Source organism: Thermorudis peleae, from assembly GCF_000744775.1.
In the GTDB taxonomy this organism is placed as follows: Bacteria; Chloroflexota; Chloroflexia; order Thermomicrobiales; family Thermomicrobiaceae; genus Thermorudis; species Thermorudis peleae.
The window spans coordinates 1-23,030 of record NZ_JQMP01000003.1; the positions used below are offsets into that span (position 1 = coordinate 1).

The 23,030-nt window shown below is 61.7% G+C and carries 26 protein-coding genes and 2 pseudogenes; 11 read left to right on the plus strand and 17 right to left on the minus strand.

Features of this window, described 5'->3' with window-relative positions:
* On the plus strand, positions 1–1,328 hold a 1,328-nt coding region (locus N675_RS03105), incomplete at its 5' end, for an aspartate aminotransferase family protein (RefSeq protein WP_038038056.1).
* Positions 1,329–1,562: 234 nt separating this feature from the next.
* Here the strand turns inward: N675_RS03105 and N675_RS14560 are convergent.
* The 4 genes from N675_RS14560 to N675_RS03115 all read right to left on the minus strand — a co-directional run bounded on the left by N675_RS14560 (position 1,563) and on the right by N675_RS03115 (position 3,392).
* Complete coding sequence (locus N675_RS14560; protein WP_338417746.1) at positions 1,563–1,892, minus strand: aminotransferase class IV; 330 nt, start codon at positions 1,890–1,892, stop codon at positions 1,563–1,565.
* A complete protein-coding gene (locus tag N675_RS14565; protein WP_231577915.1) occupies positions 1,831–2,097 on the minus strand; it encodes an aminotransferase class IV in 267 nt (88 codons plus the stop codon). Before N675_RS14565 ends, N675_RS14560 begins: the two co-directional genes overlap by 62 nt.
* Positions 2,094–2,369, minus strand: a complete 276-nt coding sequence (locus N675_RS14570) for an aminotransferase class IV (protein WP_231577916.1) — start codon at positions 2,367–2,369, stop codon at positions 2,094–2,096. The genes N675_RS14565 and N675_RS14570 overlap by 4 nt, the downstream gene beginning before the upstream one ends.
* A gap of 174 nt (positions 2,370–2,543) precedes the next feature.
* Complete coding sequence (locus tag N675_RS03115) at positions 2,544–3,392, minus strand: ROK family protein (protein WP_277870628.1); 849 nt, start codon at positions 3,390–3,392, stop codon at positions 2,544–2,546.
* On the opposite strand from N675_RS03115, the pseudogene N675_RS13940 reads away from it, so the two are divergent.
* The 4 genes and pseudogenes from N675_RS13940 to N675_RS14585 all read left to right on the plus strand — a co-directional run bounded on the left by N675_RS13940 (position 3,292) and on the right by N675_RS14585 (position 5,110).
* Positions 3,292–4,155 (plus strand): annotated as a pseudogene (locus tag N675_RS13940) (ROK family protein). The gene N675_RS03115 and the pseudogene N675_RS13940 sit on opposite strands and share 101 nt — an antisense overlap.
* Before the next feature lie 132 nt (positions 4,156–4,287).
* Positions 4,288–4,617 carry an aminotransferase class IV gene (locus tag N675_RS14575; protein WP_231578002.1) on the plus strand — a complete coding sequence of 110 codons (330 nt, stop codon included), beginning with the start codon at positions 4,288–4,290 and terminating at the stop codon, positions 4,615–4,617.
* Between the two features lie 143 nt (positions 4,618–4,760).
* Positions 4,761–4,871: pseudogene (locus N675_RS14580) on the plus strand (aminotransferase class IV); the annotation flags it as partial.
* Positions 4,872–4,927: 56 nt separating this feature from the next.
* A complete protein-coding gene (locus N675_RS14585; protein ID WP_231578011.1) occupies positions 4,928–5,110 on the plus strand; it encodes a hypothetical protein in 183 nt (60 codons plus the stop codon).
* 94 nt (positions 5,111–5,204) lie between these two features.
* Here N675_RS14585 and N675_RS14590 read toward each other — a convergent pair whose 3' ends face one another.
* The 3 genes from N675_RS14590 to N675_RS14600 form a co-directional block, all read right to left on the minus strand.
* Positions 5,205–5,654 carry a PLP-dependent aminotransferase family protein gene (locus N675_RS14590; protein WP_231577917.1) on the minus strand — a complete coding sequence of 150 codons (450 nt, stop codon included), beginning with the start codon at positions 5,652–5,654 and terminating at the stop codon, positions 5,205–5,207.
* Positions 5,599–5,970 (minus strand): aminotransferase class III-fold pyridoxal phosphate-dependent enzyme, encoded by a 372-nt coding sequence (locus N675_RS14595; RefSeq protein WP_338417747.1) that lies wholly within the window; start codon positions 5,968–5,970, stop codon positions 5,599–5,601. The genes N675_RS14590 and N675_RS14595 overlap by 56 nt, the downstream gene beginning before the upstream one ends.
* Positions 5,971–6,238: 268 nt before the next feature.
* A complete protein-coding gene (locus tag N675_RS14600; protein ID WP_231577918.1) occupies positions 6,239–6,496 on the minus strand; it encodes an aminotransferase class III-fold pyridoxal phosphate-dependent enzyme in 258 nt (85 codons plus the stop codon).
* Positions 6,497–6,743: 247 nt separating this feature from the next.
* Between N675_RS14600 and priA the strand changes: the two genes are divergently transcribed.
* Entirely contained in the window at positions 6,744–9,188 is a 2,445-nt protein-coding gene (gene priA / locus N675_RS03140) for a replication restart helicase PriA (RefSeq protein ID WP_038039193.1), read from the plus strand.
* A 79-nt stretch (positions 9,189–9,267) separates the two neighbouring features.
* A complete protein-coding gene (gene def, locus N675_RS03145; RefSeq protein WP_051914009.1) occupies positions 9,268–9,825 on the plus strand; it encodes a peptide deformylase in 558 nt (185 codons plus the stop codon).
* 2 nt (positions 9,826–9,827) lie between these two features.
* Here def and N675_RS03150 read toward each other — a convergent pair whose 3' ends face one another.
* Positions 9,828–10,481 carry a guanylate kinase gene (locus N675_RS03150; protein ID WP_156100804.1) on the minus strand — a complete coding sequence of 218 codons (654 nt, stop codon included), beginning with the start codon at positions 10,479–10,481 and terminating at the stop codon, positions 9,828–9,830.
* 125 nt (positions 10,482–10,606) lie between these two features.
* Here N675_RS03150 and N675_RS03155 point away from each other — a divergent pair, with 125 nt between their 5' ends.
* Positions 10,607–12,379 (plus strand): Rqc2 family fibronectin-binding protein, encoded by a 1,773-nt coding sequence (locus N675_RS03155; protein ID WP_038038059.1) that lies wholly within the window; start codon positions 10,607–10,609, stop codon positions 12,377–12,379.
* Positions 12,380–12,386: 7 nt separating this feature from the next.
* Here the strand turns inward: N675_RS03155 and tatC are convergent, their stop codons facing one another.
* From tatC to N675_RS03200, 9 genes are all read right to left on the minus strand, one after another.
* Entirely contained in the window at positions 12,387–13,181 is a 795-nt protein-coding gene (gene tatC / locus N675_RS03160) for a twin-arginine translocase subunit TatC (protein ID WP_038038060.1), read from the minus strand.
* Between the two features lie 127 nt (positions 13,182–13,308).
* Positions 13,309–13,557 carry an acyl carrier protein gene (acpP, locus tag N675_RS03165; protein WP_231577919.1) on the minus strand — a complete coding sequence of 83 codons (249 nt, stop codon included), beginning with the start codon at positions 13,555–13,557 and terminating at the stop codon, positions 13,309–13,311.
* Positions 13,558–13,642: 85 nt separating this feature from the next.
* A complete protein-coding gene (gene nusB / locus N675_RS03170) occupies positions 13,643–14,068 on the minus strand; it encodes a transcription antitermination factor NusB (RefSeq protein WP_231577920.1) in 426 nt (141 codons plus the stop codon).
* A gap of 132 nt (positions 14,069–14,200) precedes the next feature.
* Positions 14,201–15,559 carry an acetyl-CoA carboxylase biotin carboxylase subunit gene (accC, locus tag N675_RS03175; protein WP_038038063.1) on the minus strand — a complete coding sequence of 453 codons (1,359 nt, stop codon included), beginning with the start codon at positions 15,557–15,559 and terminating at the stop codon, positions 14,201–14,203.
* Positions 15,560–15,565: 6 nt separating this feature from the next.
* Positions 15,566–16,318: a 3-oxoacyl-[acyl-carrier-protein] reductase gene (fabG, locus tag N675_RS03180; protein WP_038038064.1), complete on the minus strand. Its 753-nt coding sequence runs from the start codon at positions 16,316–16,318 to the stop codon at positions 15,566–15,568.
* Positions 16,308–17,264, minus strand: a complete 957-nt coding sequence (gene fabD / locus N675_RS03185) for an ACP S-malonyltransferase (RefSeq protein WP_038038065.1) — start codon at positions 17,262–17,264, stop codon at positions 16,308–16,310. The genes fabG and fabD overlap by 11 nt, the downstream gene beginning before the upstream one ends.
* Complete coding sequence (locus N675_RS03190) at positions 17,261–18,274, minus strand: beta-ketoacyl-ACP synthase III (RefSeq protein ID WP_038038066.1); 1,014 nt, start codon at positions 18,272–18,274, stop codon at positions 17,261–17,263. The genes fabD and N675_RS03190 overlap by 4 nt, the downstream gene beginning before the upstream one ends.
* Positions 18,275–18,342: 68 nt before the next feature.
* Complete coding sequence (gene rpmF, locus N675_RS03195; RefSeq protein WP_038038067.1) at positions 18,343–18,555, minus strand: 50S ribosomal protein L32; 213 nt, start codon at positions 18,553–18,555, stop codon at positions 18,343–18,345.
* A gap of 35 nt (positions 18,556–18,590) precedes the next feature.
* On the minus strand, positions 18,591–19,112 hold the full coding sequence (locus N675_RS03200) for a YceD family protein (protein ID WP_051914011.1): 522 nt from the start codon (positions 19,110–19,112) through the stop codon (positions 18,591–18,593).
* A gap of 142 nt (positions 19,113–19,254) precedes the next feature.
* Here N675_RS03200 and N675_RS03205 point away from each other — a divergent pair, with 142 nt between their 5' ends.
* The 3 genes from N675_RS03205 (at position 19,255) to N675_RS03215 (ending at position 22,762) form a co-directional block, all read left to right on the plus strand.
* Complete coding sequence (locus N675_RS03205; RefSeq protein ID WP_051914013.1) at positions 19,255–20,013, plus strand: HpcH/HpaI aldolase family protein; 759 nt, start codon at positions 19,255–19,257, stop codon at positions 20,011–20,013.
* 19 nt (positions 20,014–20,032) lie between these two features.
* Positions 20,033–20,965 (plus strand): branched-chain amino acid transaminase, encoded by a 933-nt coding sequence (locus N675_RS03210; RefSeq protein WP_038038068.1) that lies wholly within the window; start codon positions 20,033–20,035, stop codon positions 20,963–20,965.
* An 81-nt stretch (positions 20,966–21,046) separates the two neighbouring features.
* Positions 21,047–22,762, plus strand: coding sequence for an ABC transporter substrate-binding protein (locus N675_RS03215; RefSeq protein WP_051914014.1), 1,716 nt, complete (start codon positions 21,047–21,049; stop codon positions 22,760–22,762).
* Positions 22,763–23,030 lie beyond the last annotated feature (268 nt).

Below are 23,030 nucleotides of genomic sequence, written 5' to 3' on the forward strand. Positions count from 1 at the left end.
CCCGTTATGAACGCGCGGTCCGCGACTTTCCGAGCGGCGTGACCCATGACGCACGCTATCTGCGGCCGTTTCCGCTCTACGTTGAACGTGCGTCAGGGCCGAAAAAGTGGGACGTTGACGGAAATGAGCTCATCGACTATGCGATGGGCCATGGCGCATTGCTCCTTGGCCATGCTCATCCCGCTATTGTCGAAGCCGTCACCGCCCAGGTACAACGCGGCACCCACTATGGCGCTGGGCATGAGCTTGAGCTGGAGTGGGCCGAGCGCATTCGCTCGCTGATGCCATCCTGTGAGCGCGTCAAATTCACGGCGTCAGGGACCGAAGCGACGCTGCTCGCCATGCGTCTGGCTCGAGCCTTCACCGGGCGACAGAAGATCCTCAAGTTTGCCGGCCACTTCCACGGCTGGCAGGACTATGCTGTGCCAGGTGAGAAGCTGCCGTTCACCGCTCGCTCGTCGCCCGGGATTCCCCAGGCGGTCTTTGACACCGTCATCGTTGCGCCAGTCAACGATCTGGCGTTCGTCGAGCGCCGCTTGTCCGAAGGCGATATTGCCGCGGTTATCCTTGAGCCAAGTGGTGCATCTTGGGCTTCGATCCCCCTGCCCGACGGCTTCCTCCACCGCCTCCGCGAGATTACGCAACGGTACGACACCGTACTGATCTTCGACGAGGTCATCACGGGTTTCCGTTGGTCGCCGGGCGGTGTGCAGGGCCTGCTCGGTATTCGACCTGATCTGACGACAATGGCCAAGATTATGGCAGGTGGACTGCCAGGTGGCGCGGTCGGCGGGCGGGCTGACATTCTGGCCTTGCTCGAGTTCCGTGACGATCCAGCCTGGAACCAAGAGCGCCGCGTCCAGCATCCTGGCACGTTTAATGCCAATCCCCTTTCAGCAGCAGCGGGGTGCGCGTGCCTGCAGATCGTCGCTGATCCAGCCGTGCAGCGCCATGCTGACGCCATGGCCGCCCGGCTGCGGCGTGGCATGAACCAGATCCTCGTTCGGCGAGGTATTCCCGGCTTTGTCTGGGGCGAGAGTTCCGTGTTCCATATTGTCCTGGGGACGCGCTGCGCCAATCAGCACGGCGAGGACATTCGTATACCAGAAGGCGTCGCACCAGAAGTGCTGAAAGCTGGCCTCAGTGGTCGGCTTGGCCACCTCTTGCACCTGGCCATGGTGAACGAAGGCGTTGATCTCTTCCATGGTGGTGGCCTCGTCAGCGCTGTTCACACCGAAGCAGAAATCGATGCCACGATCGAAGCGTTCGACCGTGCCTTGCAGCGGATGGATGAGGAGGGGCTGTTCGCGTCGCTTGACTCGAAGTGAGCAGGTCGCGCATACACGGTGGTAGCTCCGGCGAGCCAGGATGCTGTTCGTCACGACCTGGCTCGCCGGGCCAATTTCACGCGTGTTCGCTGTTAGGCCTTAGTCAACTGGTCATGCCCACCGGCGTGCGCCAGAGTGGACGACGTGGGTCGATGCCACGGACGATGTCGTGATAGAGGCGAGCAAGTTGCTGGGTAATCGGCCCCAGGTGCGCCATCGCCAATCTGGTACCGATCAATGCTCGCAATTGGGGTAATCTCGGCGGCTGTGCCGCACAAGAAGACTTCGTCCGCAAGATAGAGTTCGGTGCGATTCAACCGGTCGCTCTTCCACGAGCAGCCCAAGGTCCTCGCGGGCGAGCGTCAGCAGCGTGTCGCGAGTAATACTCTCCAAAATGCTGCTGGTCACGTCGGGCGTGATGAGCTTGCCGTTCCGCACCAGCATGAGGCAAGCACCTGGCCCTTCGGCTACTTTGCCCTGCGTGTTCAGCAGGATTGCCGCGTCATAGCCATCCTGGGAGTGCTTCCATCGTCGCCAGCTGGCTGTTGCGGTAGTTTGAGATATTCTTGACTCGTGGCGGCATCACATCATCGGCAATCCGTCGCCACGAGCTGACACGGGCATGCACCGCTTTGCCACTGAGCAGTTCTGATGGCATTGGTCGGATCGAAATGTAGATTTGCGACTCAGGGCTATACCCGCTCAAACTCTTCGGCCCGCCACTGCGGTAGGCGACTGGCTGGATGTAGGTATCTTCGCGACACCTCATTGGCACGGAGCAGCGTGGATGACCGCTTCAGTGAGCTCATCCACGCTGTATCGGCGTTCAAGACGCACGAGCTTCATCGAGTGGTGCAATCGCTCCAGGTGATCTTGCAGGCGGAACACGAAGCCTTCCCCAGCCTCGGCGTTCCAGTACATGCGAATGCCTTCGAAGACAGCCCCGACGGTCGACCATCCAAGGTCGGTGACGTGAACTGTCGCCTCTTCCCACCGCACAAGCTTGCCGTTCCACCAGAGATACGCCGGATGCTCCGCCACGTCTTGCCTCCTTACTCGCTGCATTCCCGGCTCTCGCTTGCGCTGCGCGTCACTGTGCGCATCGTGGCGCACCCTTGCACCGGCGGCACAGCGCAGACCCGTTGCCTGTGCCCGCGTGCAGGATGGACGAGACCGCACCACTTGTCAACCAGAAGCTGCGCATGGGGCGCGTCGCTACCGGTCTGGTAGCCGGATCGCGTTCGGTGGCACGCCGTCACTGACGAGGAACGCGCGAGCAGCCGCGCCGTACAACCCGACGTTTGGTCCAAGGGATGAGGTCACGATACGCACATGGTCAGCAATATGCGGCATCGCGTAGGTTGGAAGCCACTGCTGGAGTGGTGCTGTCAGCAGTCGCCGGCTTCGGCCACACCACCCCCAAGCACGATCACTTCCGGGTTGAAAAGGTTGATGAGACCTGCAAGCCCGACCGCCAGCGCTCGTCCGGCCTGGGCGAAGATAGCCCGTGCTGCCGGATCGCCTTGGCGTGCAGCTGCAGTGACGATAATCGGCAGTGACCGGTTGCCCGCCAGCAAGCTGGGTGATGCTGGGCGACCGGCCAGATTGCACAAGCGCCTCGCCGTCGCGCGCAAGTGCCCATCCGCTTACGAACGCTTCCAGGCAACCGATGCCTCCGCAGTGGCAGCGCGGCCCGTTGGGGTCAACCGGCACGTGTCCAACTTCGGCACCCAGTCCTGCGACACCCTCGACAAGCAACCCGATGGGTGATGATGCCACCCCCGAAGCCCGTGCCAATGACACAGTGCACAATGTGTCGTGCTCACGAGCAGCACCGAAGAGCGCTTCGCCAAGCGCCGCGCCATTCCCATCGTTGCCGAGCACAATCGGTCGCTTCAGACGACGCACGAGTTCGTCTTTGAGTGGTACGTCGTGCCAGCCGGGGAGGTTTGGCGCCATGTGGATGACGCCGCGCGACAGGATCGAGCGTGGCGACCGTGTGTGGCAACGATGGGAATGGCGCGGCGCTTGGCGAAGCGCTCTTCGGTGCTGCTCGTGGAGCACGACACATTGTGCACTGTGTCATTGGCAGGGCTTCGGGGGTGGCATCATCACCCATGGGTTGCTTGTCGAGGGTGTCGCAGGACTGGGTGCCGAAGTTGGACACGTGCCGGTTGACCCCAACGGGCCGCGCTGCCACTGCGGAGGCATCGGTTGCCTGGAGCGTTCGTAAGCGGGATGGGCACTTGCGCGCGACGGCGAGGCGCTTGTGCAATCTGGCCGGTCGCCCAGCATCACCCAGCTTGCTGGCGGGCAACCGGTCACTGCCGATATCGTCACTGCAGCTGCACGCCAAGGCGATCCGGCAGCACGGGCTATCTTCGCCCAGGCCGGACGAGCGCTGGCGGTCGGGCTTGCAGGTCTCATCAACCTTTTCAACCCGGAAGTGATCGTGCTTGGGGGTGGTGTGGCCGAAGCCGGCGAACTGCTGACAGCACCACTCCAGCAGTGGCTTCCAACCTACGCGATGCCGCATATTGCTGACCATGTGCGTATCGTGACCTCATCCCTTGGACCAAACGTCGGTTGTACGGCGCGGCTGCTCGCGCGTTCCTCGTCAGTGACGGCGTGCCACCGAACGCGATCCGGCTACCAGACCGGTAGCGACGCGCCCCATGCGCAGCTTCTGGTTGACAAGTGGTGCGGTCTCGTCCATCCTGCACGCGGGCACAGGCAACGGGTCTGCGCTGTGCCGCCGGTGCAAGGGTGCGCCACGATGCGCACAGTGACGCGCAGCGCAAGCGAGAGCCGGGAATGCAGCGAGTAAGGAGGCAAGACGTGGCGGAGCATCCGGCGTATCTCTGGTGGAACGGCAAGCTTGTGCGGGTGGGAAGAGGCGACAGTTCACGTCACCGACCTTGGATGGTCGACCGTCGGGGCTGTCTTCGAAGGCATTCGCATGTACTGGAACGCCGAGGCTGGGGAAGGCTTCGTGTTCCGCCTGCAAGATCACCTGGAGCGATTGCACCACTCGATGAAGCTCGTGCGTCTTGAACGCCGATACAGCGTGGATGAGCTCACTGAAGCGGTCATCACGCTGCTCCGTGCCAATGAGTGTCGCGAAGATACCTACATCCAGCCAGTCGCCTACCGCAGTGGCGGGCCGAAGAGTTTGAGCGGTATAGCCCTGAGTCGCAAATCTACATTTCGATCCGACCAATGCATCAGAACTGCTCAGTGGCAAAGCGGTGCATGCCCGTGTCAGCTCGTGGCGACGGATTGCCGATGATGTGATGCCGCCACGAGTCAAGAATATCTCAAACTACCGCAACAGCCAGCTGGCGACGATGGAAGCACTCCAGGATGGCTATGACGCGGCAATCCTGCTGAAACACGCAGGGCAAAGTAGCCGAAGGGCCAGGTGCTTGCCTCATGCTGGTGCGGAACGGCAAGCTCATCACGCCCGACGTGACCAGCAGCATTTTGGAGAGTATTACTCGCGACACGCTGCTGACGCTCGCCCGCGAGGACCTTGGGCTGCTCGTGGAAGAGCGACCGGTTGATCGCACCGAACTCTATCTTGCGGACGAAGTCTTCTTGTGCGCACAGCCGCCGAGATTACCCCAATTGCGAGCATTGATCGGTACCAGATTGGCGATGGCGCACCTGGGCCGATTACCCAGCAACTTGCTCGCCTCTATCACGACATCGTCCGTGGCATCGACCCACGTCGTCCACTCTGGCGCACGCCGGTGGGCATGACCCAGTTGACTAAGGCCTAACAGCGAACACGCGTGAAATTGGCCCGGCGAGCCAGGTCGTGACGAACAGCATCCTGGCTCGCCGGGGAGCTACCACCGTGTATGCGCGACCTGCTCACTTCGAGTCAAGCGACGCGAACAGCCCCTCCTCATCCATCCGCTGCAAGGCACGGTCGAACGCTTCGATCGTGGCATCGATTTCTGCTTCGGTGTGAACAGCGCTGACGAGGCCACCACCATGGAAGAGATCAACGCCTTCGTTCACCATGGCCAGGTGCAAGAGGTGGCCAAGCCGACCACTGAGGCCAGCTTTCAGCACTTCTGGTGCGACGCCTTCTGGTATACGAATGTCCTCGCCGTGCTGATTGGCGCAGCGCGTCCCCAGGACAATATGGAACACGGAACTCTCGCCCCAGACAAAGCCGGGAATACCTCGCCGAACGAGGATCTGGTTCATGCCACGCCGCAGCCGGGCGGCCATGGCGTCAGCATGGCGCTGCACGGCTGGATCAGCGACGATTCTGCAGGCACGCGCACCCCGCTGCTGCTGAAAGGGGATTGGCATTAAACGTGCCAGGATGCTGGACGCGGCGCTCTTGGTTCCAGGCTGGATCGTCACGGAACTCGAGCAAGGCCAGAATGTCAGCCCGCCCGCCGACCGCGCCACCTGGCAGTCCACCTGCCATAATCTTGGCCATTGTCGTCAGATCAGGTCGAATACCGAGCAGGCCCTGCACACCGCCCGGCGACCAACGGAAACCCGTGATGACCTCGTCGAAGATCAGTACGGTGTCGTACCGTTGCGTAATCTCGCGGAGGCGGTGGAGGAAGCCGTCGGGCAGGGGGATCGAAGCCCAAGATGCACCACTTGGCTCAAGGATAACGCGGCAATATCGCCTTCGGACAAGCGGCGCTCGACGAACGCCAGATCGTTGACTGGCGCAACGATGACGGTGTCAAAGACCGCCTGGGGAATCCCGGGCGACGAGCGAGCGGTGAACGGCAGCTTCTCACCTGGCACAGCATAGTCCTGCCAGCCGTGGAAGTGGCCCGGCAAACTTGAGGATCTTCTGTCGCCCGGTGAAGGCTCGAGCCAGACGCATGGCGAGCAGCGTCGCTTCGGTCCCTGACGCCGTGAATTTGACGCGCTCACAGGATGGCATCAGCGGAGCGAATGCGCTCGGCCCACTCCAGCTCAAGCTCATGCCCAGCGCCATAGTGGGTGCCGCGTTGTACCTGGGCGGTGACGGCTTCGACAATAGCGGGATGAGCATGGCCAAGGAGCAATGCGCCATGGCCCATCGCATAGTCGATGAGCTCATTTCCGTCAACGTCCCACTTTTTCGGCCCTGACGCACGTTCAACGTAGAGCGGAAACGGCCGCAGATAGCGTGCGTCATGGGTCACGCCGCTCGGAAAGTCGCGGACCGCGCGTTCATAACGGCCCGTGAACCAGGATGCTGGGCGATAAACGCCTCTTCAATAGTCAACGTGCTTCGTGCCATAATCCTATCCTTTCAGTCAGCCGCGCCGCACGCGCAATCAGCCCAGCCTGATTATCCGGACCGCAGGAAGCGCTGTCTATGGGCCACGAGCAGCATGGCATCATTGAACAGTGCACGGCATGCTGCCTGAAAGGCCGATGATCACGACAATGCACGAGCAAGCGACCCGCTGCGCCGAGGTTGCACTCGACGCGCCGACAACTGAACGACGCCAGCTGTTTTCGTACCTTGTTCCAGCTCACCTGGCGGACCAGGTGCAGGAGCGTCAGCTCGTTTGGGCCCCATTGAAGGATGAACTCCGCGTCGGCATCGTGGTGCGGCTGACGACGGAACTGCCGCCGTTCCCGCTACGGCCGCTGCACGCTGTCGTCGAGCCGACGTTTCGACTCGCGCCGTGGCAGTGGGAACTGGTTGAGTGGCTGAGCGAGGAAACGCTCTGCACCCTGTTTGAAGCAGCGTCGCCGTTCTTGCCCCCGGGCATTACCCAACGAACAGCGACGGTACTCCAGTTGCGCGACTCAGCAACGGTTGACCTTGACACGCTGACGCCATTGCAGCGCCGACTTGTCCAGTTGCTGCAAGAACGCGGCCCGATCACGCTCGAGGCAGCACGCCGCGCGCTGAACCGCAGCCTGACCACCGTCGTCGAGCGCTTGGTTGCAGCAGGCATCATCGAGCGCACTGCGCGCGTGCAAGCGCAGCCGAGTGCCGTCCGGCGATATGTTCAGCTCGTCGCCGGTCCGCCACCCAGCGATGGAGCATCCGCCCAGCGGGCACAGGCTGTACTCCGTGACTGGGAGGCTGCTCACCCTGGACAACCGATGCCTTGGCAAACCTTCCACCAGATGACGCGGTTGACGCTCTCAGCAACACGCGAACTGGCGAAGGCAGGCGTCCTCCGGCTGATCGAGCTACCGCCGTTGCCGGTCGGGACGAGCACGCACGTCACAAGTATCCCGACGCTTTCGCCGGCGCAAGCAGAAGCCTGGCGAGCTATCCACGCTGCTCTCTCTCGCCAGGAGTTCGCCGGGTTTTTGCTCCACGGGGTGACTGGGAGCGGCAAGACAGAGCTTTACTTGCGGGCTACGGCAGAATGCCTGCGCCAGGGACGGCAAGCGATTATTCTCGTGCCTGAGATTGCCTTAACCAGCCATATTGTCGAACGTTTTGCAAGCCGATTCCCTGGCCACGTTGTCGTCTTCCACAGTGGGCTGCGCCCGAGCGAACGATGGGCAGCCTGGCACGCTGTCGCCCGTGGCGAAGCACCAATTGTTGTCGGGCCACGCTCAGCGCTCTTTGTTCCCGTGCAGCAGCTCGGGCTGATTGTGATTGATGAGGAGCATGACGCGGCTTACAAGCAAGAAAGCGTGCCGCGGTACCATGCCCGGGCAGTTGCTCAGCAGTTGGCGCAACGGCACCATGCTGTCTTGCTTCTTGGAAGTGCCACGCCCGATGTCACAACGCGCTATGCGGCCGAGATTGGCGAACTTCACCTGCTGCGTCTTCCTGAACGTGTCGGGCCAGTTGTGTTACACCGCCGGCAGGCACAGCCAGTTGCGACATCGCTGCCGCTGCCACAGACGACGATCGTCGACATGCGCTTAGAGTTACAACGCGGGAATCGCAGTCTGTTTAGCACGCAGCTGCAGCAGGCGATCGCGCGAGCGCTGGCGGCTCACGAGCAAGCGATTGTGCTGCTCAACCGGCGCGGTCTGGCGACAGTCGTGCAATGCCGCGCGTGCGGTGCTGTCCTGGAATGCCCGGCATGCGAGACCCCCTTGGTTTACCACGCTGACCTTCGTCGTCTCATCTGCCACCGCTGTGGGTTGCGACGTTCTCCGCTCGGGCGTTGCCCACGCTGCCGCCACGGCACGTTAGGCTACTACGGCGCCGGAACCGAGCGTGTCGAGCGGGAACTTGCCCGTCTCTTCCCAGCAGCACGCATCCTACGGTGGGATCAGGATGTCGTGCGCCAAGCTGGTGACGTGGAGCGCCTTGTGCGCCTCGTGCAGCAGCACGCCGTCGACATCGTGGTCGGCACGCAGATGGTCGCCAAAGGGTTTGACTTCCCGCTGGTCTCAACTGTTGGGATTGTGAACGCAGATACGCAGCTCTACCTGCCAGATTACCGGGCAGGTGAGCGGACGTTCCAGCTTCTTACGCAAGTGGCCGGTCGAGCTGGCCGGAAGACGCCGGGCGCACACGTGATTATCCAGACCTATACGCCCGACCACTATGCCATTCAGGCAGCGAGCCAGCATGACTACGAGCGCTTTTACACGGAAGAGCTTGCGTTCCGTAAGCGGCATCGCTATCCACCGTTCTGCCGCTTGGTCCGGCTGGTCTACCGCCATAGTGACGCACTCGCCTGCCAGCTGTCAGCTGAGGCAGCAGCCGATCGACTACGCCAGGCGCAAGCTCAGTTGGGCATCGACGCCGAGGTGCTCGGTCCAACGCCAGCCTTCATTGCCAAGATTCGTGGGCGTTACCAGTGGCAAATCCTCGTGCGTGGTGCAGCTGCCCGCGAACTCGTCGCTGCGGTGCCGCTCGGACCAGGCTGGCTAATCGACGTCGATCCAATCAGCCTCCTTTAAGGCTATCCAACTGTCCCATCACGATCGGCTATACTTGTCCGTTAGCAGAGGAACGACACGAGGGACGACTGAGGGAACAATGGCAGTACGACCGATTATCACGGAAGGCGATCCACGACTGCGGCAGAAGGCGGTGCGCATCCGAACGATTGACGAGGATATTCGCCGGTTGGCGCAGGACATGTGGGATACCTTGGAAGCCGCCGAAGGGGTGGGACTGGCAGCACCACAGGTAGGCGTCCTACGCCGGCTCATTATCGTGAGCATCCCAGCTGGTTTTGAGCACGAAGACGACCCTGAGATTAAGCTCACCTTAGTCAATCCGGAGATTATCAAGGCGAGCGGGCGGCAAGTTGGCCCAGAAGGCTGCCTCAGCATCCCGAATTGGGTGGGCGATGTGCCACGCGCGATGAATGTCACGGTGCGTGCCCGTGACTTGCAAGACCGCGAGGTGCGGATCAAAGCCCATGGGTTCCTTGCCCGTGTTTTGCAGCACGAGATCGATCACCTCGATGGCATTCTCTTCATCGACCGCGTGGAAGACAAGTCGACGCTCCGCTACGTGCCTGACGAGGGCGAGGAAGCCGAGCCGCGTGTTCCGGTCTCGGCCCCCGTTGTATCGCCGGCCAACACGTAACGTTAGACAATCACTTCTGGCTGGTGAACGCGGGCTTGCTCCGCCTCGATAATGGCGCTAATTGTTGCCACCGTCTCCTCGAGCCGGTCGTGCTCGTTGAAGACGACATAGTCAAAGTCGTAGACGCATTCTAACTCGCGCGAGGCCGTCGCAATCCGCTCCATCAGTGTCGCTGGGTCGTCCGTCTTGCGCTGGCGGAGTCGCTGCATCAGTTCACTCATTGATGGTGGAGCGAGGAAGATCAAGACAGCCTGCGGCACAAGGCGGCGAATTGACGCTGCTCCTTGGACATCAACCTTGACGACCACTGACTTGCCAGCACGCAACGCCCGACGAATCCGCTCCTTGGGCACGCCATAGAGATGGCCATAGACTTCGGCCGATTCAAGAAATTCGCCGCGCTCACGGGCTTCGAGAAACTCCTCGCGCGACATGAAATAGTAATGGACGCCGTCGATTTCACCGGGTCGACGCGGCCGCGTCGTCGCCGTAACGGCAAAATGGAAATCGGGGAAGCGCTCGCGCATGCGCTCAATCACGGTATCCTTGCCAACACCGGAGGGCCCTGAGATCACAATGAGCTTTGGACGAACACGTTGGCGCAAAGCCTCAAGGAGCTCGTCGGCTTGCGCATTCAGCCCGAGATCGTCCCGCACGCTCACGTTTCCTCTTCTCCCGCACGCGCCCGCTCTGCTCCAGGGCGTGACAACTGCCCCGTTGAGGCCATTGTGCCACATGCCTTTGCGTACGTGAACGGCAACAACGAAGGAATGTGTCACCAATGTTTGATGTGCTGACAATAGCTGCTCTCAGCGACGAACTACGCGCCAAGATTGTCCCAAGCCGGGTGCAGCGTGTCTTTGCCATCGACCGCTGGACGTTCGGGCTGGAATGCTACGCTGGAAAGCGCTGGTATGTTCTCGTCTCGATCGCCCCACAGGATGCCTGGGTGACACTGCAAACCGAGCCGCCCACGCACGACCCGTCGCTCGTTACCCCATTTTTGCTCTTGTTGCGGAAATACGTCCGCGGTGGGCGGCTCACAGCCGTCTCCCAGCCTGACCTTGAGCGCGTGCTCTTTCTTGATTTCGAGCACTGGCTGGAAGACGATGACGAGGAGGGCAGGCTTGTCCAAACACGGCTCGCACTCGAGGTGATGGGGCGTTACAGCAATGCGGTGCTGGTCGCTCAGGAGAGCGGCAAGATCCTCGACGCACTCAAGCGCGTGACGCCTGACATGAGCAGCGCTCGCCCAGTTCTACCCGGCCGGCCCTACACGTTGCCCCCAAGCCAACTGAAGCACGATCCACGGGGGCTCTCGCCAGCACTGCTTGCTGGGCTGCTGCGCGATCAGCCGCCGCAAGCGCCGCTGTCAAGTGCGCTCGTGCAGACGTTGCTCGGCTTTAGCCCACAGATGGCGCGCGAAGCAGCCTATCGCGCCTGTGGCGATCCAGCGCTGCCAGTGCACGAGGCACTCGAGGATCCAGAGGTAATCGAGCGCCTTGCAGCAGCGATTGCGGCAATCCTTCAGCCACTGGCAGACCACAGCTGGGAGCCGAGTGTCTACCTCAGCCAGGACGAAGCGGTCGCGTTTGCGGCCATTTCGCTTTCCTATCTCCGCGGAATGGACGTCGAGCGTTACACCTGGATATCTGAAGCGATCAAGCGCTACCGACAGGCCCACCAGCAGGCCAAGGGTGTAGCCGAGAGCACGCAGGAACGCTATGCCGCACGCCGACAGCGGTTGCTCGCACGCATCCAAGAGGAACGGGCGCGACTTGCAGCCCGCATCCACTCGCTCGAGCAAGAGCTTGCGCGGAGTGCCGACGCCGAGCGTTTGCGGGAGATGGGGGAAATGCTCTATGCCTACCTGCACACAATCACACCCGGGCAGACGGCACTCGATGTCGACGGCATGACCATCCCGCTTGATCCGCAACGCTCGCCGGTTGAGAATGCCCAGCATTACTTTGAGCTCTATCGTAAGGCCAAAGCCGCGCTCAGCCAGCTGCCAGAACGGCTGGAGGCAGCGCGAACCGAGCTTGCCTACCTTGAACAGCTTGCGACGCTGGTCGAGCTCGCTGATACTGCTGAGACGCTTGAGCAGCTTGGGCGAGAACTCGAGGACTACCGCACGCACCGGCAATCGCCGGCACCTGCTGCCAGGCAGCGGCAGGCGACGAAGCTACGGAGTTGGCGCACACCGAATGGCGACCGCATCTACGTCGGACGCAATGGCGCAGAAAATGAGCGGATTACGTTCGAGATCGCGCGGCCGCATGACACGTGGTTACACGTGCGCGGCATGCCGGGGGCTCACGTTGTCGTGCGATGGAATAGCCAGCCGAATGAGGAGACGTTGCAGCAGGCGGCAGCGCTTGCTGCCTGGTTTAGCCGGGGACGAACCGATACGCGCGTCGCCGTCGATGCGACAGAGCGGCGCTTTGTGCAGCGGATTCCGAACGCTGGGCCAGGTATGGTGCGCTATCGGAATGAGCGCACCCTCAGCGTGCGGCCAAAGCCACCTGAGGAACTTCCCCTTGTACCAGCCTAGGAATGGCCTAACTGGAGCGCCGCTCCGGCGGGCGAGCAAAGCGACCGAGCAACAAGCCCAGCTCAAAGAGCAAGTACATCGGCGCAGCGACAAGCATCATGTTGAACGGGTCAGGGGTTGGCGTAATGATGGCAGCGATGACCATAACGATCACCACCGCAAGGCGGCGGAAGGAAGCTAAGCGCTTCACCGACACGATGCCGAGCCGCACCAGCAGGTAGATCACAATCGGCGTCTCAAAGACAACGCCAACCCAGAGCAGCAGCGTAAGGTAGAACGAGATCACTTCTTGCGCGCGGAAGTCGGCCCGAAATACACCACTGCCAAAGTGGGAGAGGAAATCCAACGCGCGCGGGACGAGGACGAAGAAGGCAAAGAGCACACCAGCCACAAACATCAAGGTCACAAAGGGCAAGGCACGGAAAAGGTAATAGCGCTCTTTGCGCGTCAGACCTGGCGCCAGAAAGCGGATCAACTGGTAAATGATCACCGGCATGGCGAAGGCGAAGCCAATATAGAGTGCGACTTTGGTGTAAACGATGAACGGTTCGGTTGGCGAAATAGCCTGCAAGTTATTCAGGCCCGACATCCGCTCGATCAGATGGAGTGCTGGAAACGCCAACGCCAAGCCGATAACGAAACCGACGGCGACCGCAAGGACTGAGTAAATCAGGCGTGTGCGGAGCTCCGCCAGGTGCTCCTGGAGGGTCATTTCTTTATAAAATTCTTCTGGCTCAGGCTCCGGCTCAGCTGGCCTGGCGACGTTGCCTTGTCCCCGCATCCGGTCGAGCAAGCTTACCATCGTCTGCTACCCGTGCTCTCGCAAGACCCGCACTCCGTTGCCATTAAGCGTAGCAAAAGCGCGCGGAACGACAAAGACGGCGCGGAGCCGTGCTGCTCGCGCCGTCCACCGCGGTCTCAGCACACGCCTATTGGTTCAGGTGCTCTTCGATGAACTGGATTGCGTCGCGTACGGTGACGATATTGGATGCCTCTTCGTCAGAAATCTCAATGCCGAACTCTTCCTCGAGTTGCATGATCAATTCAACAAGATCGAGGGAATCCGCGTTGAGATCCTTGACGAATTCGGCATCGGGCGTCACTTCACTCGGATCAACGCCAAGCTGCTCGGCGACGACTGCTTGGACGCGCTGAAAAATCGGTGACTCTGTCGACACAGTCATACCTCCCCATTCGCCTCACACGCCCGTTTATCGCGCGTAGTATGCCCAAGGCAACACGATCTCGACAAGGGATGCGGAATTAGCTTGGCGAGGCAAGGTTCGTTGCAATTGTCCCAAGGACGCCGTTGACAAACCGGCTCGAGTTCTCGCCGCCATACTGCTTTGCGAGCTCGACGGCCTCGTTAATCGCCGCCTTGAGTGGCACATCAGCTTCGTGAAGCAGCTCGTAGATCGCAATCCGCAGGATGTTCCGGTCGACTGGCGGCAGTTGCGCAACGGGGAAGGCTGGAGCAGCCGCGGCAATCCGCTGGTCGATATCGTCCCGATGAGCGAGCACGCCGCGCACCAGACGCTCAAGGTAACGCCGCACCGGCTGCGCAATTGACACATTCTCAAGATACCGCGCAAGCACGTCTTCAGGATCGTGGCGTGCAACGTCGATCTCATAGAGGACTTGCAACGCCAGGATTCGCGCCTGCCGGCGTGTTCGGCTGAGCGTCGCCACTCGTGCCTCCATATCACAGCACAAACCGCGTGTCGTCTCGCCCTCCCATGCCCCAGACCACTCAACCACAGTCCAACGGGCTACCCCGTTCGACCTCCATTCGTGATTGTACCCAATGGACATGAGTGCCAGTCATGCAGTAAGCGAAGCACCGTTCAGGTACGAGGCCAAGAAGGTCGTTGTTGCGCGGCCTTCCTGCACAACGGGATGCTCGAGCAGTTCGAGATAGAGCGGAATTGGGGTAGGGACACCGACGATCACGGTCTCGCGCAACGCCCGATGAAGCCGGCGGATGGCGCTCGGTCGATCCGGCCCCCAGGCGATGATCTTAGCCAGCAAGGAGTCATAGTATGGCGGGATCGTGTAGCCGGGATAGAGGTGGGAATCGACACGAATGCCCGGTCCTGCTGGCAAGAGCAGTTCCGTGACCTGGCCAACGCGTGGCGTGAACTGCTGCGCCGGGTCCTCGGCTGTCACCCGGACTTCAATCGCGTGTCCACGCGGGCGCCGGTCGTCTTCAGAGAGGGTCAGACGCTCGCCGGCAGCAATGGCGAGTTGCCAGTGCACAAGGTCAACGCCGGTAACCATCTCAGTGACCGGATGTTCGACCTGGAGCCGTGCATTTGCCTCCGTGAAGTAAAACCGGCCGTTGCGATCAACGAGGAATTCGAAGGTGCCTGCGCCGACATACCCGACAGCCTTGGCACCGCGCACTGCCGCTTTGTGCAATGCCTCGCGCACTTTGGCGGGCAAGTTTGGCGCTGGGGCTTCTTCAATCAGCTTCTGGTACCGGCGCTGGATGGAACAATCGCGTTCGCCCAAGGCAACCACGTTGCCGTACTGGTCAGCGAGGATTTGCACCTCAACGTGACGTGGGTCTTCAAGGTAGCGTTCGAGGTAGACGGAGCCGTCGCCAAAGGCGGCGTGCGCCTCCTGCTGAGCGAGTGCCAGTGCTTGGGCAAGCTCACTTTCGTGGCGCACGATGCGCATTCCCCGGCCACCGCCGCCAGCAACAGCTTTAATGAGCAGCGGATAGCCGATGGACTTCGCCAGCTTTCGCGCTTCCTGGGGCCCACTGACCGGCTCCTCCGTCCCTGGAATCACCGGGAGACCAGCTTGGCTCATCATGCGGCGTGCTTCGGCTTTGTCGCCAAGCGCGGAGAGGACCGAGGGAGGAGGCCCGATAAAGGTGATGCGGCACTCCTGGCACACTTCGGCAAAGACTGGATTTTCGGAGAGAAATCCGTAGCCAGGATGGATGGCATCACAGCCAGTCACCTCAGCGGCACTGATAATCGCCGCAAGGGCGTTATAGCTTCGTTCGGCAGGCGGCGGGCCGATGCAGATGGCTTCGTCGGCGAGCCGCACCGGCAAGGAGTCGCGGTCGGCCTCAGAGTAAGCCACGACCGCTGGGATGCCAAGCTCCCGGCAGGCGCGGAGCACCCGCAGGGCAATTTCGCCACGATTCGCAATTAACACTTTCCGAAACATGGGTCCCTACGCTGCCATGAACAAGCCGCCGTCAACACAGAGCACAGCCCCCGTAATGTAGCGGGCACCCGGCGAAGCGAGGAAGGCGATCGCCTCTGCAACATCTTCGGGGGTGCCGTAATAGCCGAGCGGGATCTGCTTGAGGAGCTGTTCTTGCAGTTCAGCGGGAATTGCCTCCGTCAGTCGTGTCTCGATGAAACCTGGCACGACGGCATTGACGGTAATGCCTCGTGAGCCAACTTCACGGGCCAGGGCTTTGGTGAAGCCGATGATGCCAGCCTTGGCCGCGGCGTAGTTCGTTTGCCCAGCGTTACCGACTAAGCCGATAACGGAACTCAGATTGATGATGCGCCCGTAGCGTTGGCGCATCATTGGGCGCACCGCCGCGCGCGAGCAGAGGAAGGTGCCCTTCAAGTTCGTGGTGATCACCGCGTCCCAGTCCTCTTCGCGCATCCGCATGATCAGCATATCCCGGGTGATGCCGGCGTTGTTGACCAAGACATCGAGGCGACCGAAGCGATTGACAACATCAAGGATCATTTGCCCGACTTGCTCCGCGTTCGTCACGTCGGCCTGGTAGGCAATCGCCTTGCCGCCGTGCGCTTCAATTTCACGGACGACCTCGTCAGCAAGGGCAGGATCAGAGCGGTAATTCACCACGACGGGATAGCCATCTCGGGCAAGGCGGAGGGCCGTTGCGCGGCCAATACCCCGAACTGCGCCGGTAACGATCGCGGCGCCACGTTCCTCATGACTCACGGGTGCCAACCTCCTCCCCGCGTGACCGTGTGCGTGGCGTCGGTTTGTCAGCAGCACATTCTGGCAATAATGCTTCGGCGGTGTGCACTGTTGCGTGCGGCACAATGCGCGGGATCAGCCCGGCCAGCACGCGGCCGGGACCGACTTCGTAGAACGTCTGGGCGCCGAGTGCAACGGCCGCCTGGACGACATCGATCCACCGGACGGGGGCAGCAATCTGCGCCAAGATTGCCTCACGGATCTCGTCGGGGTCAGTCCGGGGACGAGCATCGACGTTGGCGATGAGCGGCGCAATCGGCGGCCGGAGGGCAACGCCTGCAACGAGCGGACGCAACCCCTCGATGACTGGGCGCATGAGCGAGGAATGGAACGCGGCGTTGACCGGCAAGGGGACGACGCGGCGTGCGCCACGCTCACGCGCGAGCGTGGTGGCTGCGGCGAGAGCTTCCTGCGTGCCGCTCAGGGTAATCTGTCCCGGTGCGTTAATGTTCGCCACTTCCGCGCCAGTAGCATGCGCGATCTCTTCGAGCACGGCACGGTCGAGGCCAATGACTGCGATCATGCCACCGGTAGCGTACTGCTCCATCAGTTCGCCACGCCGGCGAACGATCCGCAGGGCATCGTCGAGCGCAAGACTCTCGGCGACGACCAACGCGGTATATTCGCCCAGACTGTGACCAGCGATGCAGCACGGTGCAGGGAGCAGCCCTCGTTGTTGGAGGACACGCGCATAGGCGACGCTGACAACCAGCAACGCTGGTTGCTGGTTGCGCGTGGCCTGGAGTTCTTCAGCCGGCCCTTCAAAGATGATCTGCGAGAGCCGAAAGCCAAGCACGCGGTCAGCCGTTTCAAAGATAAGACGCGCGGCCGGTTCGGCCTGGGCCAGGGCACGCCCCATGCCGACATACTGGGAGCCCTGTCCCGGGAAGACCCACGCGACGCTCATCCTGCCTCCCGTCCTGGCACACCCTGCCACCCCCAGCGCACCACGCTCGCCGCCCAGGCTAAGCCAGCTCCAAAGGCAACGAGCACGACGTTCATGCCAGGCTTCAACGCGCCAGCATCCGCGGCTTCGGCAAGACAGATGGGCACAGAGGCAGCAGACGTGTTGCCATAGCGATCGATGTTGACCCAGACCTTCTCCATCGGCAGGCCAAGCCGCTTCGCAGCGGCATCGATGATGCGCAGATTGGCCTGGTGCGGAATAAACAGGTCAATGTCCTGAGGCTGGAGGCCAGCTTGCTGAATGGCTTCGAGTGCGGCCTCGCCGAGGACGCGGACAGAGAAACGGAAGACTTCGCTGCCCTTCATCCGCATGTAGGGGCGCTTGGGTGGCGTTGCTCCATTGGCGCTGAGCAACTCGCGGAAGCCGTCGATGTACAAGCTCCACGCACCGGTCCCGTCTGAGCCGAGCACGGTCGAGAGGATGCCCTCATCCGCCGTGGTCGCTTGCAGAACGACAGCGCCTGCGCCATCGCCGAAGAGCACGCACGTGCTCCGATCCGAGAAGTCAACCCAGCGTGTCAGCGCGTCGACGCCGACAACGAGCACGGTTTGCGCCGTGCCAGCGGCGATGAACTGCGCGCCGACGGCGAGCGCGTAGACGAAGCCAGAACAGGCTGCTGCGAGGTCGAAGGCACCAGCCCGGCTGGCACCGAGTTCGGCCTGGAGGAGCGAAGCTGTGGACGGCATCAAGGTATCTGGGGTGACGGTTGCGACGATGACGAGGTCGAGCTGGTCTGGGCCAAGCCCGGCCGTTGCCAGCGCTTGGCGAGCAGCCGCGGCGGCCATTGCTGTCGTCGTCTCGGTTGGCGCAGCAAGGCGACGTTCACGGATACCCGTGCGCGCGACAATCCATTCGTCGGACGTCTCTACCATGTGCTCAAGGTCATGGTTTGTCAGCACACGATCGGGGAGATACGTACCCCATCCGGTGATCGTCGCCCGCCGCCCCACCGCTACCCCTCCTGTTTATCTCGGACTGCGCACCCCTGCCTGTCTCGTTGGTCGCTCGTTGCCGCCTCTTACTCGCGGTCAGCCCGGCGCTGCCGGCGCGCGCTGGCCGGCTCGATGACCTGCCGACCACGATACGTGCCGCAATTTGGGCACACAAGGTGTGTTGGCTTCAGCTCGCCGCAAGCTGGGCAGGTCATAAGCTGCGGTAGCTTCAGGTATTGGTGGCGCCGGCGGTAGCCTTCGCGCCGCTTGCTTACTTTATGCTTTGGTAGCGCACCCATGGACTGTTCCTCCCCTTTACTCCAAGAAGGCCGCGTTAATTCTCCAGCAAGAGACTCGCCAGTACCGCGAGCCGGTCATCGACGGGCATTGCTTCTGGTGGCAGGAGCGACTCAAAGCCTGGGCAGTCTGGTCCGCAGACGGGGCGAAGAGGCTGCGCGAGGATCGCTACCTGCCGAAGCAATTCGTTCAAGTCCAGTTGGTGATTCTCATCGATGATGAATGTCTCATCATCCTCTGGGAGCGGCAACGGGGCACCCGTCTCGACATCGATGCTTGGCCAGAACTCGGCGGAGACCGTCTCGGTGTATGTGCCATCGAATTCTGTTAAGCAGCGGGCACAGACCTGGTGGCCGGTGACCTGCACATCGCCAGTCACCAAGATGCCGGACGTAATGCGCGTCAGCCGCAGGTGGGCCTCGACACGCTGGGTTGGCAGGTCGACATCGAGTTCGAGCGCATCGAGATGGACGTCAATGCGCCGCTCCGCACCGACGCGCGCCTTGAGAAGCTGCGCGACATTCAAGACGGTATCGTTGTAAAGCTGCTGCGGTTGCATCGTTCACCCTCCGGGCGAGCGTCCCCACATCACGGGGCGCAACTAGGATACTATACTGCTCTCCTCCGGCGCTGGCGAGCCAGGGAGCGCGCAACGCGGCAGACGGTAGTAGAATGCCGGGCGTAGACGAAGGGATGGCGCCGTGCGGGAAAATATGCTCAAGCGGAAACTGGCGGCCGGTGAAGCCGTCATTGGGTGTTTCGTACCATATCCGTCAGCCGAGCTTGCTGAGTTGGTCGCGCGGCTCGGCTTCGACTTTGTCTTGATCGACTGCGAGCACGGGCCGACGTCGATCGAGTCGGCGTATCACATGGTGCTCGCGAGCGAAGCTGGCGGGGCGACCCCGCTGATTCGCGTGCCGCAAAACGTGCAGCAGGTCATTCTCCGCTATCTCGACATTGGCCCGGGCGGCATTATGGTGCCACAGGTCAACAGCGCCGACGAAGCACGGGCAGTGGTGCGGGCAGCAAAGTACCATCCAGAAGGACGGCGTGGCGTCGCTGGGGTACGAGCAGCCGGCTTTGGTGTTGAAGCGCCGCTCTCGGAGTACGTCCGCCAGGCGAACGCTGAGACACTGGTGATTGTCCAGATCGAGAGTGTTGAGGCGGTCGAGCGCCTGCCCGCGATCCTCGACGTGCCCGGGATTGATCTCTTGTTCGTGGGGCCGAACGACCTTGCACAGTCGATGGGCTATCCGGGACAACCACTCCATCCTGAAGTCCAGGCCATGGTTGACCGGATTGTCGCCATGGTCGATGGGCGCCTGCCACTGGGCACGACCGCACCAACACCGGAGCAAGTCGAGCGTCAGCTTGCGCGCGGGTTCCGACTGCTCGCGGCCAACACGACAAGCCTGCTCGCTGCAGCGGCACGCACACTACTGCAAGCTGCTGGGCGATAAGGGAAGGAGCACGGAAGGTATGCCACGGAGCGAGTTACTCCCGTACGCCTTTTTTGAAGGGCAGATTGTGCCATCGGACCAAGCCAAAGTAAGCATCGCGACCCACGCGCTGCAATATGGCACTGGCGTGTTTGGCGGGATTCGCGGCTATTTGACGGCCGATGGCCAAGCGATTAACGTGTTCCGCCTTCCCGACCACACCCGCCGGCTCATGCAATCAGCCCGCTTTATTCGTGCCACCCTGCCGTACGACGCTGACGGCGTGGCCCAGATCATCGTCGAGTTGATCAAGCGCAATGCGCCACGCTTCGACGTCTACATTCGCCCCTTCATCTATAAGGCCGATCTGGAGCTTGGGCCAAAACTGCGCGGCATCCGCGATGAGCTGGCCATCTATCTCATTCCGCTTCAGGAATACTTGCCAGTGACCAAGCCGATCCGCGTGATGGTCTCATCCTGGCGCCGGGTCGAAGACAACATCATCCCGAGCCGGGGGAAGGTTTCAGGGGCATACGTCAACTCGGCACTCGCGCACGATCAAGCCGAAGAAGCTGGGTTCGACGATGCCATTATGTTAAACGCTGAGGGCAAAGTTGCTGAGGCCAGCGGCGCCAATATCTTCATTGTCCGCAACGGCACGCTCATTACCTCGCCGATCACGGCCGACATCCTTGAGGGCATCACCCGCCGCACGATCATCCAATATGCACACGACCTTGGCATCCCGGTCGAGGAGCGAGAAATCGACCGAACCGAGCTCTATATCTGCGATGAAATCTTCCTCTGCGGCACGGGTGCGCAAATTTCACCGGTCGGCGTGGTTGATGGGCGTACCGTCGGCAACGGTGAGATCGGGCCAATCACCAAGCGGCTGCAAGAGCTGTTCTTCGCCGTTGTGCGCGGAGAGGAGCCGCGGTATCAGCACTTCCTGACGCGCGTGCCACTCGAATAAGTCATTGGCCATCGGCGTGGTGCTTCCCCGGAGTGTTAGCATTCTGCCCGGGGAAGCACACGAGCCGCTGGAGGCGAGTGGGTGCGACAGCAGAAACAACACCGGCACGTCTGGATCGGCATTGTGCTCACGCTGCTGCTCCTCGTGCCGGGCTGCTCCTGGGGAAAGCGGGCAGGATCAACCGCGACGCCAACGCCAGCTACCAGCCAAGCGGTCCAGCAGGCCGCGCCAGCAGCGGTGACAGTATCGCCGCCAGCAACAGGGCAAACGATGCCAGCTGTTGCGTCCCGGACGCTGGTCGAGGGCGGCCTTGACGAGCCGCGAACGCTGAACCCGCTGTTTGTCGCCGACCCGCTTTCGGAAGAATTGAGTCATTTGGTCTTTGACGGCCTCGTTTCCGTCGACCCACAGACGGGCGAGCCGACACCGGCATTAGCCGCATCATGGGACGTGAGCGACGACCGGCAGACCTACACCTTCCATCTGCGACCTGGCGTGCAGTGGCACGACGGACAGCCGCTCACGGCACAAGATGTCGTCTTCACCTATCAGCGGATGATGGACGAGAACGTGCGCTCGCCGCGCTACTCGCGCTTAGCGGGGCATGTCAAAAGTGTGACGGCGATTGACCAGCAGACAGTTGCCATTACGCTCTACGCCCCCGACGCAGCATTCCTGACCACGATTGCAACGCTTGGGATTGTCCCGGAGCACCTTCTCGGCAGTATCCAGCCCGCTCAGCTGATCACTGACCCGTTTGGGATTAGCTCAGCCGTCGGCACTGGGCCGTTTACCCTCAGCCAGTGGGTACGCGGCGAGACGATTGTCTTCACTCGCAATCCCAACTACTTTCGCGGCGCTCCACAAGTCGAGCAATATATCTACCGCATTTTCCCCTCGCTCGATGATCTTGTTGCCGCGCTCCGCAACGGTCAGGTGCAGTGGGCAACCGTGAGCGCGTCGTTGGCAACGAACGTGCCGGACATTCCCGGCGTAACCAAGAAGACGCTGCCAGGCTTTGGGCTGACCGTTGTTGCGTTCCAACTCGATTCGAGTAAGTTCACGCTGTTCCAGGACGCACGGGTACGCAAGGCGCTCTTCCTCGCGCTCGACCGAGCCGCGATGGTCAAAGAGATCTACGGCGGGGCGGCGCGCGTCGCCCAGGGGACAATCCCGCCAGCCTCCTGGGCAGCCAGTGCCGTGAACAATGTGCCGGGGCCAAACCGCACGGAAGCCGGGCAACTACTCGACCAGGCTGGCTGGACGGTGGGCTCTGACGGCTTCCGGCAACATAACGGCAAACGGCTGCAGTTCACCTTGCTGGCAACTGGCGCCGATCCCGGCGAACGCGCGCTTGCCATCTGGCTCGCGAACCAGTGGCGCACGCTCGGCGTTGATGTCACCATTGACTTCCAGCCCTGGAGCGAGGTGCGCAAGCGACTCACCGAGACACGCGATTTTCAAGCGGCCTTGCTCACGATCAACTGGGGCATCGACCCAGACCAGAGCGATGTCTGGTCAAGTAATGCGTTCTACAGTGGCCTCAACCTCATGCACTACGCAAGCGCAGCAGTCGACAAAGCGCTTGCTGATGGCCTTGCCACCGACGACCGAAGCAAACGCCAAGCGGCCTACCAGCAACTGCAACAGACATTGCTCAACGATCTGCCAGTGCTGCCGCTGGCATTCCCCGACCGGGTGGTCCTCTGGTCGACACACCTGCAGGCGCCGTCGCTTACGCCCCTTGCTTTGCGCCTGCGCCTTGGCGTCGAGCAGTGGCATATGACGGCTTCGTGACATCGTGCACAAAAGGGCTTGCATTCTCTTGGGCAAGCCACTATACTGGTGAGCTAATCGATGATGGCAGGAGGCACGCAACGGCGCGTGTCTCGGTGGGTGAGGAGGCCCAAATGCTGGACGCAACGCTGCGGCCGCGTGATTGTTTTCCCCACTGTGCACTGACAGTGGTCCATGTCGCTGGGAATCTTCCCGATATCCCCGCGTTACCTCTTCCTTCAGTAAGGCCTTCCGGAAGAAAATCAAGCGGAACCCCCGCGCGAACACG